Genomic DNA, 15771 nt, shown 5'->3' on the forward strand with positions numbered 1-15771 from the left:
TTATTCAAATAACAATCTTATTTCAGTGTTTCAATTAACCCGGCTAATCTTTGTGCATGTTTTTTCGCCTTACTGATTACTTCATCTTCAGTATAACCGGCAGTTGCAGAAGTTCCGTGGAAATAAACAGGATTAATATAATTCATTTGCGCATAATAGGCTGTTTGCTCCATGTTTTTACAAAAATCATCTACACGAAAGTGATGCTCTCCCAGGGTATAATATTCCTTTTCAGATCCTCCTACTGTAAAACTCGGCACAAAATTCTTTCCCTTCAGCTTATCCCCCTTTGAACCATAAGCAAATTGATGTTCAAATACCACGTCAAACCAATGTTTTAAAATGGCAGGCATATTATACCAGTAAAAAGGATATTGGAAAACTATAGTCTGATGTTTTAATAAGAGCTCCTGCTCTTCCTTAGCAACAATTTTATAATCAGGATACAGCTTTACAAGGTTTCTTATCTCGATATCAGGACTGATTTTACTCAATTCTTCGATAATAGTTTTGTTTGCAAATGATTTGTCAATGTCCGGATGTGCCAGAATGATTAATGCCATAGTCTTCTTTTTTATACTATAATTATTATAGTTGCAAAATTATTTTTAGCAAACTACATTTGCAATAACTATCAAATCTGATAGGTTAAAATATAATAAGATGAAAACAGAATGTATTGGTAATTTGGTCAAGCTCAATGGAAAAACTTATCCCTGTACGGTAAGTCTGACTATGGATCTGGTAGGTGGCAAGTGGAAAGCAGTCATACTTTACCATTTAAAAGACAGTGAAAAAAGATATAATGAACTCCGTAAAGAAATGCCCGCGGTTACAGAAATGACTTTGAGTTTACAGTTGAAGCAGTTAGAGAAAGATGGTTTGCTGTCGAGAAAAGTACATGGCAAAAAGCCACCAATAAAAGTCGTTTATAGTTTAACTGATTTTGGCCAAAGTTTCGTTCCTGTTTTAGAAGCCATTACAGCATGGGGTAATCGTACTGTTAGCGAAAAAGGTGAGTTTTTATCCGGCCCATTTTAAACTCTTTGTCTAATTAACAGCCACTTTAAACAGGAGAATTCCCCAAAAGAAATTATCAGGAGGTAATGAGTCCCAGCTATTAAAAGCATGGCCGGAGTCGGATTTAAAACGAAGCTTGTATTTCCCTGCTGGCAGCGAGATTACCTGATCGACTTTTTGGTTTTTAGCTGCTCCTCCTGCTGAAGAAGCCGGCTGCCCCTGCATATTCCAGATTATCTTACCCGAATAATCCTCTATCCATCCATAGTCGCACCAATACTTTAGATCGGGAGAACAATTTTCGCCCACACCAAATACCCTGATCTTTGCCGGGGTTACTAGTGTGAATTGTTTTACGCTATCTGCATTAATCCCAACTTTACTAATCGCAGCAATAAAAACACCTTTTGGAATTGGCGATGTGATATTTTCACCGGCATATCTTTGATAAATATGAAGAGCTTTCGTGGTATCTCTGTTAAAAAGTGCCATCGTTGCCTGAGCTACCATTTCCTTATTTTTGAATAGCCGATCAGGTTTCCTGCCCCTGGCTATAAAACATCGATAAAACAGTTCTGCTACTGGTGAAGTAAAAAGGTCACCATCACCTAAAGGAAAAGGCTGGCTTAGTTTATCAGAATTGCATAACACAGCAAGTGTTATTTTTAATTGCGGCACCTTGATAAAGAGCGCAGATTCGCCCTGAGTTTGACCGTAATGCCAATAGTAGTTAATACCCTGATAATTTTGAACAAACCAACCCAATCCGTAAGGAGTCTTTGTACCTCGATTGGTTAGGTTTGCAGTAAATACCAAAGCCTGGGTTTTTGCCCTGATAAACTGATGCTGATCTATCGCTTCGGAGTATTTAATCAGATCGCCGGCAGTAGTAGCAAGACCACCAAATGCGCCAAACTCGTTCAGGTACTGAGTGGGTATAACCTTACCCTCACTGTTGATTGCATATGGTTTGGCCAGATGGTTAAATACAGTATCAAAATATGCCTTTATAGACGGACGCCGTTGTAAAAACTGATTATATTTATCTATTGAAATAGCTGGAGCAGATGAGGTCATACGTGCTGATATCAGGATGTTATCCATTAACAGCTCCTCAAATGGCAGACCTGTCACTCTTTCCAGCACTTGTCCTAACCGGCCATAGCGATAACCATTATATTGAAAAGTATTACCTGGTATACCTTCTGATGTATGAGTAATCAGATTTTTAATCGTGATCTTATCATTTCCAAGATCTACGCCGTATCGGATAACGGGAGTGTCAAGTTGCAATTTATTATCCTCAACCAATTTCATCACTAAAGTAGAAGTAAATGTCTTTGTAACTGAGGTTACGCGGAAAACCGTTTTGCTTGTTGCAGGAATTTTCTTTTCCAAATCGGCATAACCCATGCCATTTTCATAGCGCATTATATTACCTGTTTTAACAGCCACAGACATCGCCGGGATTTTAAGCGCCTTTCGTATCGAATCCAGTCCAGCAATAAATAATTTCACGTCTTTTTGACTTTGTCCATTGGCTACCAAAGAACAACTTATAAGAACAGCAAATAAAAAACACTTCATAAGACTGTTTTTTGGTTCAGGTGTAATTCATAGATTACTTAAATATTCCTACAGGTATTGTTCCCGTCCACGCCATGGGCATTTTAGCTATTCCAAAAATCTTTGCCAGTACAATGGCAGTATTCTTATTACTGTTAAAAACTGTTGTCAGCCCTTGTTTTTTTATCTGTGGCCCGGTAATCGCCCAAGGAACCTGCATTTCATTCATCGTGATTCCACCATGCCCTTTATTCAATCCGCCATGATCTGTAATCAGCATAAAATGAGTGTCTTTGTAAATCCCTGCTCTTTTAAGCTGATCCAGCAGTTCTCCTATCGCTAAATCTGCTTCCTCAATAGCTGTTATATATTCCTTAGACATCCACCCAAAACCATGTCCCGCATGATCTGTATGTACGCTATAAAGAAAAACTAAGGTCGGACTTTGTTTATTCATGATCATAAAATCATACGCCTTTTGATAATTCTGCTTATAATTATCATGCTCTTCAAAAGATACCTCATCAAGATATTTCCTGTTAATGGGATTGATCAGTTCTTTCCAGTTGTAGTAATATCCGATCTTTACAGCTGGTATATTATCCTTCAATATCTTAAAAACAGAAGGGTAATAACCTTCTCCGTCAGTCTCTAACGGTTGTAAAGTATGTTTTTCAAGCGTCCATTCGTTATTGGTAATGCCATGTTCTTCCGGCCCCGAACCAGTGAAGTGGCTGGTCCAGTTTGGCAGCGTAATCGAAGGCATCACCGGCCTGGTTGTAAGTGAAAGCGCCCCTTCTGCTATCATTCTATCCAGATTCGGATGTTTAGCGGCTTTAAAGCCTTCAGCACTAAAACCATCCAGTCCAAAAACCAATACGCGGGCGGCTTTCTTTTGCGCAGCTGCAACAAATGAAATGGTCATTAAAATAAGTGTTCGTAAAATAAGTGTTCGTAAAATAAGTGTTCTCATCATAAAATTAGTTATAATTTGGATTTTAATCTGGTTTCAATTATGCCATTATCAACTCTAAAAGAACCAGTGTAGGATTAAAAATTTCTGCAGTTAAAATTTAGCAGGATTATAAAAACTTCACATAATGGTCTCCATTTCGCTTACACCATACCTTCAGATACTCCCTCATTTCATACAGCTTCTTTTTATATTCTTTACTCATGGCCAGATTATCCATTTCACCAGGATCCATTTTGAGATTAAATAACTGCTCTCTAATATTCCCCTTGTTATAAACGATATATTTAAAATCATTAGTAATTACAGCTCTGCCACTAATGCCCAGCAAATCCTCATTATCGGCAAAATCAGTTTCAATCACTAAAGTATCCCGAAGATTTTTCAAAGGGTCTGTTATTCTTTCACTAAGATCTGCGCCCCTCAGATATGCTGGTTTCTTTACCCCGGTAAAACCACAAATAGTTGGGATAATATCAATCCCATTACAGACCAGCATATCATCTGTACGGGGTTTCCACTGCCCTATTTTTGCCACAATGAAAGGGACTTTAGAGGCTTCTTCATATAAAATCTGTTTCTGATTCCAGCGATGAGCAGCATAGCCATCACCATGATCGGCGGTAAAAATGATAATCGTATTCTTTTCTACCCCATACTTTTCCAGAGAAGCCACTACCATTCCGATATAATGGTCCACTTTCTCCACCAGACGATTATAGGCCCAGCGATATTGCCGCCATTGATCACCTGTCCAGTTTACTGTCGGATACGTTCTGAAACTTACTTTCTGCTGTTCACGGACAATTTCCGGTTCATTCAAAGGAATATCCCAGTTAGCAGGTAGTTCAGGACATTCACTGGCTGGCGGAGCCTGATCGAGTACATCCATCTTCAGTTCATCACCACGCGCCCATTCACAAATATCGTGTGGGTTCAAAAAAGAAGCAACTAGCAGAAATGGCTGATTCTTATTTTCCTTAATAAAACGTGCACAGTAAGACGGTGTAACTGCATCATTATAATCTAAGAAATCGGTATTCCTGATATAATCAAAACCATGCTTAATAACCTTATCCGCAGGTATTGGTAAATGCCATTTGCCCACATATCCGGTCTTATATCCTCCATACTGAAAAATCTTACCCATCATCAGCAAACTGTCTGGCCACAGCCCATCTTTTTCTGGTATATTACCAACAAAACCTGTTTCAAATGGCATTTTACCACTAAAAACTGATGTTCTGGATGGTGAGCAAAGCGGTTGCACACAGTAAGCCCTTTTAAACTTCACTCCATTTTGCGCAAGTTTGTCCATTGCCGGTGTACGTAAGTCCTTATTGCCTGCATTACTCATTGCATCAGCTGTTTGCTGATCGGTCATAATGATCAGAATATTTGGACGGGATTTAGTCTGACCGTGAGCTGTAATAAAAAAGAATAACAAAAAACACAAACTTATAAATCTCATTATATATAAATTTAAATTACAGATCCTCATCTTTTGACAGGTTCATTTTTTTCCAGATACTCACTAGGCATGACTCCGAAGTAATTTTTAAAAGCCGTAGAGAAATAAGATGGTGTATTAAACCCGCATGTATAAGCAATCTGAGCAATGGTATATCGTTTAGATACCAGCAATTCCACCGCTTTCTTAAATCGTATACGTTTAACAAAGTCAAGTACTGACTCTCCTGTAATCGCTTTAAACTTTAAATAAAGACTGGACCGGCTCATACCTATCTCCCGGCTAAATTTATCCACTGAGAACTCCGAATCAGAAAGATGCAATTCAATGATCGCGATAGCTTCTTTCAAAAAATCTTCATCGAGCGTATTAAAGGCGATATTTTCTGGTATGATTTCTTTACTGGCAGAATAATATTCTTTTAATCTTTTCCGCAAGCGCAACAGATTATTGATTTTTGCAGCTAACAAAATGGTTGAAAAAGGCTTCGTCACATAATCATCTGCTCCTATTTCCAATCCTTTTAGCTGTTGGCTGGTTTCACTTTTTGCAGTCAAAAGAATTAGCGGAATATGCGAAGTATTGATATTCTGCTTTACCCGTTTGCAGAAATCCAAACCATCCAGCACAGGCATCATGACATCACTGATAATCAGATCAAATGGCTCTTTCTCTAATATCGACAAAGCCATTTTCCCATCAGAAGCTCCCCTTACCTGATAACGCTGTTTAAAAAAATCTTCCAGGTAAGCTAGAATTTCTTGATTATCGTCAACAATCAGCAGTTTGATATTCATATTGATTTCGACCGGATCATTTGTCACTGGCTCAACAGAATCAGTAACAGAAAGCTTATCTGTTACTACAGAAAGCTCATACCCGGTAATCTCAGTATCAGAGTTATTATAATAAATTGCATCTGATAAGGGAATAGCTATAGTAAAAACTGTTCCCTTTCCGGGTTCACTTTCTACTATGATATTTCCATGATGCAGCTCCACCAAACTTTTGGTAAAAGCCAGACCAACACCTGAGCCAAGATTCATCTCCCGGTTATTTACCTGATAAAAACGATCAAAGACCTTTGATAAATCGGCTTCACAGATGCCAACACCTGTATCTTCAACCTTTATTAATACCATTTCATCTCTTTTAAGCAGTTCAATGCTAACCTGTTGAGTTGGGCGTGTATATTTAAACGCATTGGACAAAAGATTAAACAAGATCTTTGCTATGGCATCTTTATCAAAGTAAAAAGACAATTTTGCTTCTGTAGAATAATATGTATACCGGATATTATTTTTCTCCGAAAGCGGATGAAAAGATTCATAAATCTCATGTACAAAACTTACAATATCTCCTTTAGCTACTTTAAGCCGCCTGGTCCCCATTTCAGTTTTCCTGAACTCAAATAACTGATCTACTAAATTATAGAGTCTCTTTGCATTAATCAGCATCAGTTCGAGCTTTTTACCGGATGATTTATCTCCCGATGGTTTTTTAATCAGTTCTTCCAGAGGTGCAAGAATTAATGTTAACGGCGTTCTGAGTTCATGAGATACATTGGTAAAAAAGTCCATTTTCATCTGATTAATAGAATGTACTTTCTCTTTATCAATCCGTTCCAGTTTTAACTGATGTAATGTTTTTATCCTTTCCACTATAATTTTATAGCTGATATATGATGTCACAACAATCACAATAAAAACAGACAGATAAAACCAGGTAGTTTTATACCAGGGTGGTAAAACAGAGATCTTCAGCTTCCTTACCGGACTAATTTCACCATTTGGTCCCACTGCTTTAACAGACAATTCATATTGACCGTGAGGCAAATTACTATAACTGATCTTCAGGTCATCAGTACGCTGCCAGTCATTATCAATACCCTCCAGTTTATAGTAATAATGTGTACGGTTTGCTGATATATAATTAAAAGCGTTAAAAAATATGCTGAAATGCTTATAATCAGATCCCAGTTCCAATTCTTCTGTCTGATCTATATGATTTTTCAGAATACCTGTTCCGTCTGTTGCATTTACTCTTTTATTAAAAACTTCCAGCGCCGTAAAGCTTAGTTTTAGTGGAAGCGGTTGTTGTTTAATTGCCGAAGGATAGAAATAAGAAATGCCTTTAATCCCACCAAAAAGTAGCATACCATCTGCCGCTTTATAAAAAGAATATTCGTTGAACTGATTATTCTGCAAACCGTCACTTTCGTCAAATGACTGAATAAAAAAGCTGTCGGGATTGAATTTCACTAATCCGCGGTTTGTTGAAATCCATAAATTACCTTCATCATCAGGCTGTATACCATAAATAGTACCGTCCAGAAAATTCTTTCTGTTTTTGAAACTGACAAAAGAACGTTTGGCTTCGTCATATAGGCTCAATCCATCCCTGGTTCCCATCCAGATTCTTTTCTTTTTATCCTCTACAATACAATTGACGATATCTTCACTTAAAGTGCCATTGCCGGTATTCCCAAAAAGCAGGTTGTCCGGATAAAACTGTGAAACGCCGTTGGTTGTACCGATCCAGATCCGATGCTGACTATCTTCGAATAAACAGGTAATATCATCTGAAATCAATCGTTTCCCGGCTTTATCTGAGGTGATATGTACAAATTGCTGTGATTGTGGTATGAACTGATCCAGCCCCGAACGAGTACCTATCCAGATCCGGTTCTGATGATCTTTTAAAATACTGTAGACCAAATCACCGGCAATGCTATTTGGGTTATTTACATCAGACAGGTATCGTTTGATCTGACCAGTAGATGGATTAAGGACGTTTAACCCGCCTTTATGAGTTCCTATCAGTACATTACCTGCATTATCAAAACCGATAGCTTTAATATTATTTGAACTTAAGCCGTCCGGCCTGTTTTCATGCGCAGAATAGTAGCTAATGGTATTTTTACGGGGATTCCAGTAATTAAGGCCCTTGTTATTTGTTCCAATCCAGAAATTGCCATTTTTATCCTGCCTGATAGCGCTGATGACTTCGTCATTAAGCGAAATTCTGCCCGTATTCTGACTAAGCAGACTAAACTTAATATCATCCTTATGATAATAACTCACCCCACCATAATAAGTTCCTAACCACATCCCGTTCTGCCTGTCCCGGTAAACGCAGCGAACAGAATTCTGTCCTATAGTAAAAGGTTGAGAAAGCTGATGATAATAATTGTCAAAGGCAGAACTTTCCGGATTTAAAATGGAAAGCCCCTTAAAGGTACCCAGCCACATATTGCCGATAGCATCCTTTGTTATAGATCTGACATTATTATCGGCTACGCTATTTTTATCTGCTGCATGTGTAAAATAGCTGTTTTGTCTGGTTTTGATATTATAACGTAATAGACCATTACCCTCAGTTCCTATCCAGAAATCATTATTATCTATAAAAACGTCGTTAATGTATGGTCTGTCAACTGCAAGTTTGATTTTGGATAAAGTATTTCTTTTATCGCCGATTTCAAAAAGGCCAACATCCGTACCCAGATACAAATTATTTCTCTGTATACCTATGTAAGATATCTTCTTAATTCCATGAGATAAAGTATTCAGATTGACCGGAACAAAGTTTTTTGCCGTTGTCTTTAGGCAAAAGACGTCTCCCGCAACAGAAACTACCCAGATATTGTGCGCTGTGTCCTCAGTCATCGCGCAGATATACCATTCGCCTACGCTGTGAGGCAATTTATAATTGACAAAGCTATCAGTCTTATAGTCATAACGGCTGATTCCCTGATTTCCTCCTACCCATAAACTGCCCTGCTGATCAATAAAAAGACAACGTATGTAGTAAGATTGCAGACTGCTGTTATCTTCTTTTACCGGTCTGTAAGTCTTGAAATTTTTACTGTCATATCTGTTTAAACCATCCTGTGTACCTATCCAGATAAATCCCAGGGTATCCTGTCTGACTGCAAAGACCGTACTTTGAGACAATCCCTTGTCTACAGAGATATTCCGGAACTGCCTGCCCACCTGTTGTGCAAACAATACTTCGCATAACAGAACCAGCACAGCAACGATGGTAAAAATAGGTAACAGTAATAATTTACTAAACCCGAACCGGCAATTCGTCATCTTCATATAATAATCCAACACAATTTAATACTAATTACTTAATAGCCGGGATTTTGAACCAGGTTTCTATTTAAATCCATTTCTCTTAACGGGATCGGATATAGTTCATGTCTGCCATCTTTAAACATCGTTCCGGCTATATAGGGGAAATTACTCCGATAAGAAATGAGATTACTCTCTGTAGTACGCAGACTTGTTCCCAACATATTCCAGCGAATCAGGTCGTATTTTCTTAATCCTTCAAAACAAAGCTCCCAGGCTCGTTCATTCTTCAATGCATTAAAAAAGTCGGATTTACTCAACCCTACGGGTAAATCAACTGCAGGGTCAGGTGTATTGACAGATTTGCCAAAAGCCCTTCTTCTGACCATATTGATAGCAGTGTAAGCAATTAAATTTGGCCCTCCGTTAAGCTCGTTCTCTATCTCAGCACGCATTAGAAGTACATCTGCATAACGCAGCACTACATAATTTATATCTGTATTATTCAGATCCTTTGCAGGGGAAATCTGATATTCCCTGCGCCATTTTCCAGGTGCATAATTATTATCCTGCGCAGCAGTATATTCTACAGTCTGACCAGCAGCATTAATCTGGTAAGTGGCAACAGCTACATCTCTTCTTAAGTCGCCCGCAGCAAATGAATTCCTAAATAAAGGAGTTGTCTTGACATAAGAATTGGTACGTCCATAAATACCGCCGGCTGCAACTGCAGGAGCATTCCACTGCCCGATTACGCCAGATCCTGGGGTCGCTCCGCTCAGATTATAAAAAGCCACCTCAAACATACTTTCATTTGGATCTGTTTTTAACTGATTCTGATTTCTGAAAAACTGCTCAAAGCTCGGATTTAATGTATACTGACCAGATTCCATAACTTCTTTTGTCAGTTTCTGAGCAATAGCATAGAAATCCCTGTAGTTTGAAGGACGCTCCATCTGGCCATTTTGTCTTAAAGCGTACCCTCCGGCAAATAAGGAGATCCGTGCCAGCATTCCTTTAACGCCAATTTTACTGATCCGTTCATCCGGGGTTTTCCCATCAGGAAGCAAGTCTATCGCTTCTGTCATATCTTTAATAACCTGAGTATATACCTCATCAATAGAAACTTTTGGTAAGCGGAGATCATCCCCTGATTTTGTGGGTGTTAGCTTCAGCGGAACACCACCAAACAATCTGGCCAGTTCAGCATAATAAAACCCGCGCAAAAATTTGGCTTCGCCAAGATAGCGGCTTAATATTTTACGTTGAGCAGCATTATTATATATTGCCATCTGAGGGATTCTGTCTATGACCAGATTAGCCCGGTTAATTCCTTCATAGTAAGTTTGCCAGGTACTTTGGGTATAAACAGACTCCGATGTAATTGTATAATGTGCTACCCCTCTGAAATCTGAAGTAACCAGGTCTCTAATTTGTGAAATGTCGTTATCATTATCATAAAGAATAGCGGAATAAAACCCCAGTGTATTCATATTACACATACTCTGATAAACACCTAAAGTTGCCAGATCAGCTTCTTCCAGTGTATTAAAGAACTTTTCTGCATCAAAAACAGATTTCGGTTCTTCAGTCAGACCTTTTTTACAAGCGGTAAAATTAACCAGGGTAATTGTTACCAGCAATAATTTAATAATACCTGTTTTATAAATCTTAAATTTCATCATCATGTCCTGAAATGCTATAATTAAAGTGAAATATTCAGCCCTGCCACAAAGTATCTGCTACGGGGATAGCCCCCGAAATCCACACCAGGGGTAAGCCCGCCTGCACTGCTTGTACTCACTTCCGGATCGTAGCCTGAGTATTTATCAAGCACATAAAGATTATAGCCAGTAAGATAAACTCTTACATTGTTGAGTCTGGCTTTTGAAATCCAGCTTTTTGGCAAATTATAACCCAGGCTTACATTATTGAGTCTGATAAAAGAACCATCTTCTACTACCTGATCAAAAAAACGGGGTGTTGTTCCATAGCCATCATATCTTGGAATGGTTTTCCCGGCATTTAAGGCCTCTAAGGCAGCTGGAGTGTTAACTTTGTTCCCCGCAGCATCGATTGTGGTCCATCTATTTTTAAAATAATCCAGATTGTTTGTATAAGCGCTGACATTGGTAGCCATCTGGAGTCTGTTTGCGTTATATATATCATTGCCTACTGACCAGTTTATCAAAACACTCAGGTCAAATCCCTTATAAGTGAAAGTATTGTTAAACCCACCAGTGAATTTAGGAATGCCGTTTCCAATAACTGTTCTGTCAGCAGGATTGATTACGCCGTCGCCATTCAGGTCTGCCAGCTTAAGATAACCAGGTTGTGCATTATAATTCACATCAACAGGTATTCCCGGTTTTAGCGTATAGATATTTGTGGTTGGATTATAGTTAAAATCACTAACCTGATAAACTCCATTGGACTTATAACCATACATTAAACCAATAGCTTGCCCTACTTGTACTAAATAGTCGCTTTGAGAAGACCAGCTGTTACTGAGCCTTCTGTCTTCGTTAGTACTCAAAGCCAATACTTTGTTTTTATTCCAGGCCATATTAATGGCACTGCTCCAGATGAAAGCCTCATTCTTAATATTTACCGTATTTAAACCAATTTCTAAACCCCGGTTAGATGTAGCACCGATATTGATAACCTGCGAAGCGAAACCGCTTATATAAGGGACCTGAGCCGATAACAACAGGTCTTTTGTCCGGTTATCATAAGCTTCAACGGTAAGGTTTACCCGCTGTTTGAAGAAGCCCAGATCCAGTCCAATGTTTAAAGATCTGGTAGTCTCCCATTTCAGGTTTTTGTTTTCAATATTATTAGGATAGACAGTTGTACTGTTATTGTTATTTAAAGGATAGCTGCCATTAACCAGCTGACTGGTCAACAAATAATTAGGAATGCGGTTGTTTCCAGCTGTACCATAGCTTAAACGCAGTTTAGCATCTGACAAAAATTTAATATTCTTAAAAAAAGACTCATTAACAGCTCTCCAGGCAAATGCAGCAGAGGGAAAGTACCCCCATTTGTTGTTATCTCCGAATTTAGAAGACCCGTCGGCTCTGAGTGTCGCAGTAAAAATATACTTGTCTTTATAGGCATAATTTGCGCGGGTAAAGAAAGAGAGCATATCTTCGGCTTCAGCAGCTGAAGCAGGAACTCCTGGTGATGTGCCCAGACCAATATTGTCCACACCAAGATTTACAGATGGAAATTTACTGTTACTGGCCGAAAAGCTCTCTAGAGTCGAATATTGCTGTTCCTGGCCCAGCAAGAATGACACCTTATGTGTTTTGTTAAACTCATTATCATAAGTGATCGTATTGTTGTAATTAAATCCGTTATTGTCTGTTTGTGATAAAGAACCTGATGGCCCCCCACTTCGCTTGGAGACAATTGAGCGGGCATCATTAAACATCTTTGCTTTGGTTCCCGAAATTTTAGAGGAAACCAGCCCACGGTAAGTAAAGTGGTTTGCAAAATTATATTCCAGTGAAGTATTCAGATTTAAAGTCCGGTTTAAAGACGACCGCAGTTGTGATTCTGCATTGATACGCGGATTCTGTAAAGGGATTAAATTGACGTCTATAGTAGGATCATTTTCCAGATCTAAAAAGTCCTGATCCGTGGAGTTTTTATTACTAATTGGTCTGTACTGAAAAATATTGATCAGTGCATTAAAACGATCCCCCCCTTCACGTGTTCCAAATCCGGTAATTTTCTGATCACTGTAATTGATAATAGCGTTGAGTCTCATCTTTTTATTGATATTATGCAGCAGGTTGAATTTTGCGACATTCTTTACAGAGCCTCCTGGCTGAACAAGTCCCTGATCGTCACTTCTGGAGTAAAACAAATTGAAACGTGTTTCACTCTGTCCTCCGGAGATACTGAATTTATGATATTGTGTATGAGACCAGTCTCCAAACATTACATCCTGCCAGTTAATCCCTGGCCTGTTGCCATACAATGACTGCAGATCTGAATAGTTTCCAAAATCACGCTGTAAATCGGGAAGTTTTACCGGATCCGCGCCAAACTTTTCATAAAGTAACCTGGTAAAATCATACGAATTCAATACGGGAATGAATTTGTTAGCTTTTTTAGCCCCATAATACATATCATATCCTATAGTCAGCTTACCGGATTTTAACTGTTTAGTAGTGACCAGAATTACACCATTCGAGCCTCTGGCTCCATATATTGAAGTTGCTGATGCATCCTTTAAAACATCAATACTTTCAATATCAGTAGGGTCCAGAAAACTAAGCCCATCTGTTTGCGGGACACCATCTATGACATAAAGTGGTTCATTACTTTGCGTGATAGAACCTCCTCCGCGTAAGGTAATTGAGGGTGTTCCTCCCGGAGTACCATCATCGGCCACGACTCTCAGACCAGCAACACGGCCAGCAAGAGCCGATGCTACATTCTGTACAGGAATTTTAGCCAGATCTTCACCTTTGACTGAAGAAACAGCACCAGTGAGATCTTTACGCTGAACCTTACCATAACCAATGACAACAACTTCATTCAGATCATTTGCATCATCTAAAAGTTTCACATCAATGATGGTCCTTTTTTTTACCAGCTGTTCAACGGTTTTAGAGCCGAGATAAGAAAAAATCAGCATTGCATCTGATTTGACTTTAATCAGATAACTGCCATCCTGCCTGGCAACTACAGCATTTTTTGTGCCTTTCTCAAAAATAGTTGCTCCCGGAACAGGCTTATTCTCCCCATCTTTGACTATCCCCTTTACAGTAATCAGATCTTGTGCATAAACAAAGACACTCATGGATAGAAGTAATACTAACAGTATTGTTTTTTTCATATTAAAATTCTTGTATTATTATGATCAGATTAACTTATATCCGGCTTTAATAAACAGGTCGCTAGCGATTTTTTTCGCAGAAGCTGTTAATAAAAACTCATCAAAAGATTCTGCTGCGGGTGCAACTGTAATTTCTGTGTTCCCATTAATTCCAATCAGTGAAATTCCGGCCTGTACCGTTTTAATTTCACTATTGGTTGCTGTACTATCTTTATCATAGATAGGTGCCATCACTCCAAGAGCTGAGTCATTGAAGTTATCTTTGATTAACTCTCCATTATCACTCCTTCTCTGTCCCGGCCATGGTCTTAATGACTTCATATTAGTTAGCTGCATTTTATTGATCATTAGTCTTATCTGAGCAGAATGGCGGGCTTCAAGAGAATGAATTCTAACCGCAGCTGCCAATACTGTATTATTAGCCGTGAGCGAAATGAGCTGCCCTTTACGTGCCCTGACGCCCAGATCTTCAATCAACATAGCCGTCCTTAAGAAGATACTGTAGCTGGTATTTACATTAACCGCAACTTTAGTGTAATCAAAGGCCTCATAAGGCATTGCAGAACGAACTGTACCATTTAATGATTGAATAGTTTGTATCAGCAGATTAATATGCGCCTGTTCGTGATTGCGCATCGCAGTGATAATAGGTTTATCTTCATTTGGTATAAGTGAGGGCGTAACCGTAAGAGCATTGTTATAGAGATGAAATTCCATATACTCTAAAGCCAGTGCAAAATTCAGTGAATCAATAACTCCGGTGCTAGCGGTAGTTTGTCCATAAGCTTTTTGCAGCATGGTAGCCAAAGCCATTGGTAATGCTGCAACAGAGATCTTTTTACCAAGATTAAAAAAAACCTTCATGACTTTGCGACGAGGACTTAAACGCTCATAGATCTCTTGATCAACCTTTTCAAGATTGTTAAGTATATTAAAAATATCCATGGTAATCAGATGTATAAATTAATTACGTTTAGCTTGGTTTTTATATATTTTGCTGTCTGCGCCAAAACCTGATCTGGCAGTAAGCTAATATCAAAACCGTTGCTGGTATCTGCCCCCAGAATGGCCAGGTCACTTAAATCAGCAAAGCTATTCGCTCCTGTTTGTTCTCGTACCCATGATGCATGACGTGCTTCTACAGATACGATCTGACTTAAAATAATTAAGGTGTGAGTTTCCTTACCTCTGCCAATTATACCGTTATATGCTGCCAGCACTAAATCTGCTATAGTTTTTGCTGCCGTTAATACAGCTGTAGTATTACTGAAATCTATGGAGGAGAAATCAAACTCAAGGGTACCCGGAGCAGCTGTTCCCAAATAAGTCTTGAAGAACTCACGATGAGCAATTTCGTGCAATCTGATATCGGTAAAAAAAGTGACCTGATTTGGTGTGAAGCCTGCTGTTAAGTTTTCACCCGCTTTGGTATAAAATGCTGCTTCAAGTTGTTCCAGCGCATAAATATAGTTTAATAAACCTGTGTCATTTTTAAAATCAATAGTATAATCAGTATTTATATAGGGTGTCGAAGGCTCTGGCACCACCTCTTTGCAACTGGATACGGTAGCCGCAACAATAGTAATTCCTGCAAATTGAAAGAATGCTCTACGGTGTATTTTGCCCGTTAGAGGCACTAGCATTTGAGCTTCTATTTCAGAAGGACCTCTGGTCATAGCTGTAGGTTTAATTTGGTTAGTTGATAAGGACGAATTTAAAAATCAGGTTCCAGCCGGAGTTTTAAATTCGTCTTAAATACTATTGAATTTGTTGAAAAACTATTTCAACAACCTCAGAGCAGGCGCGAAAT

The 15771-nt window shown here is 38.7% G+C and carries 10 protein-coding genes; 1 reads left to right on the plus strand and 9 read right to left on the minus strand.

Annotated elements, in window-relative coordinates; all coding sequences use genetic code 11:
• Positions 1 to 17: 17 nt before the first annotated feature.
• Entirely contained in the window at positions 18 to 563 is a 546-nt protein-coding gene (locus PL_RS02915) for an NAD(P)H-dependent oxidoreductase (protein ID WP_041885947.1), read from the minus strand.
• A 100-nt stretch (positions 564 to 663) separates the two neighbouring features.
• On the opposite strand from PL_RS02915, the gene PL_RS02920 reads away from it, so the two are divergent.
• The gene (locus PL_RS02920; protein ID WP_041885944.1) at positions 664 to 1041 is read left to right on the plus strand and encodes a winged helix-turn-helix transcriptional regulator; all 378 of its coding nucleotides are present in this window, start codon (positions 664 to 666) and stop codon (positions 1039 to 1041) included.
• A gap of 9 nt (positions 1042 to 1050) precedes the next feature.
• Here PL_RS02920 and PL_RS02925 read toward each other — a convergent pair whose 3' ends face one another.
• The 8 genes from PL_RS02925 to PL_RS02960 all read right to left on the minus strand — a co-directional run bounded on the left by PL_RS02925 (position 1051) and on the right by PL_RS02960 (position 15637).
• Entirely contained in the window at positions 1051 to 2607 is a 1557-nt protein-coding gene (locus PL_RS02925) for a serine hydrolase domain-containing protein (protein ID WP_082036032.1), read from the minus strand.
• Between the two features lie 34 nt (positions 2608 to 2641).
• Complete coding sequence (locus PL_RS02930; RefSeq protein WP_200890801.1) at positions 2642 to 3511, minus strand: alkaline phosphatase family protein; 870 nt, start codon at positions 3509 to 3511, stop codon at positions 2642 to 2644.
• A gap of 157 nt (positions 3512 to 3668) precedes the next feature.
• Complete coding sequence (locus PL_RS02935; RefSeq protein WP_041885939.1) at positions 3669 to 5030, minus strand: sulfatase family protein; 1362 nt, start codon at positions 5028 to 5030, stop codon at positions 3669 to 3671.
• A 26-nt stretch (positions 5031 to 5056) separates the two neighbouring features.
• Positions 5057 to 9133, minus strand: coding sequence for a hybrid sensor histidine kinase/response regulator transcription factor (locus tag PL_RS02940; RefSeq protein ID WP_041885936.1), 4077 nt, complete (start codon positions 9131 to 9133; stop codon positions 5057 to 5059).
• Positions 9134 to 9165: 32 nt separating this feature from the next.
• On the minus strand, positions 9166 to 10797 hold the full coding sequence (locus PL_RS02945; RefSeq protein ID WP_052496556.1) for a RagB/SusD family nutrient uptake outer membrane protein: 1632 nt from the start codon (positions 10795 to 10797) through the stop codon (positions 9166 to 9168).
• A 17-nt stretch (positions 10798 to 10814) separates the two neighbouring features.
• Entirely contained in the window at positions 10815 to 13961 is a 3147-nt protein-coding gene (locus PL_RS02950; RefSeq protein ID WP_041885935.1) for a SusC/RagA family TonB-linked outer membrane protein, read from the minus strand.
• Between the two features lie 24 nt (positions 13962 to 13985).
• The gene (locus tag PL_RS02955; RefSeq protein WP_041885934.1) at positions 13986 to 14906 is read right to left on the minus strand and encodes a ferritin-like domain-containing protein; all 921 of its coding nucleotides are present in this window, start codon (positions 14904 to 14906) and stop codon (positions 13986 to 13988) included.
• Between the two features lie 5 nt (positions 14907 to 14911).
• A complete protein-coding gene (locus PL_RS02960; RefSeq protein WP_052496555.1) occupies positions 14912 to 15637 on the minus strand; it encodes a ferritin-like domain-containing protein in 726 nt (241 codons plus the stop codon).
• Positions 15638 to 15771: the final 134 nt, after the last annotated feature.

Origin of the sequence: Pedobacter lusitanus, from assembly GCF_040026395.1 — a bacterium.
Taxonomy (GTDB): Bacteria; Bacteroidota; Bacteroidia; order Sphingobacteriales; family Sphingobacteriaceae; genus Pedobacter; species Pedobacter lusitanus.

Coding starts and splice junctions, on each gene's coding strand:
- PL_RS02935 (WP_041885939.1), bottom strand. CDS start 5,030: ATGAGATTTATAAGTTTGTGTTTTTTGTTATTCTTTTTTATTACAGCT.
- PL_RS02955 (WP_041885934.1), bottom strand. CDS start 14,906: ATGGATATTTTTAATATACTTAACAATCTTGAAAAGGTTGATCAAGAG.
- PL_RS02925 (WP_082036032.1), bottom strand. CDS start 2,607: ATGAAGTGTTTTTTATTTGCTGTTCTTATAAGTTGTTCTTTGGTAGCC.
- PL_RS02940 (WP_041885936.1), bottom strand. CDS start 9,133: ATGAAGATGACGAATTGCCGGTTCGGGTTTAGTAAATTATTACTGTTA.
- PL_RS02945 (WP_052496556.1), bottom strand. CDS start 10,797: ATGATGATGAAATTTAAGATTTATAAAACAGGTATTATTAAATTATTG.
- PL_RS02960 (WP_052496555.1), bottom strand. CDS start 15,637: ATGACCAGAGGTCCTTCTGAAATAGAAGCTCAAATGCTAGTGCCTCTA.
- PL_RS02920 (WP_041885944.1), top strand. CDS start 664: ATGAAAACAGAATGTATTGGTAATTTGGTCAAGCTCAATGGAAAAACT.
- PL_RS02950 (WP_041885935.1), bottom strand. CDS start 13,961: ATGAAAAAAACAATACTGTTAGTATTACTTCTATCCATGAGTGTCTTT.
- PL_RS02930 (WP_200890801.1), bottom strand. CDS start 3,511: ATGACCATTTCATTTGTTGCAGCTGCGCAAAAGAAAGCCGCCCGCGTA.
- PL_RS02915 (WP_041885947.1), bottom strand. CDS start 563: ATGGCATTAATCATTCTGGCACATCCGGACATTGACAAATCATTTGCA.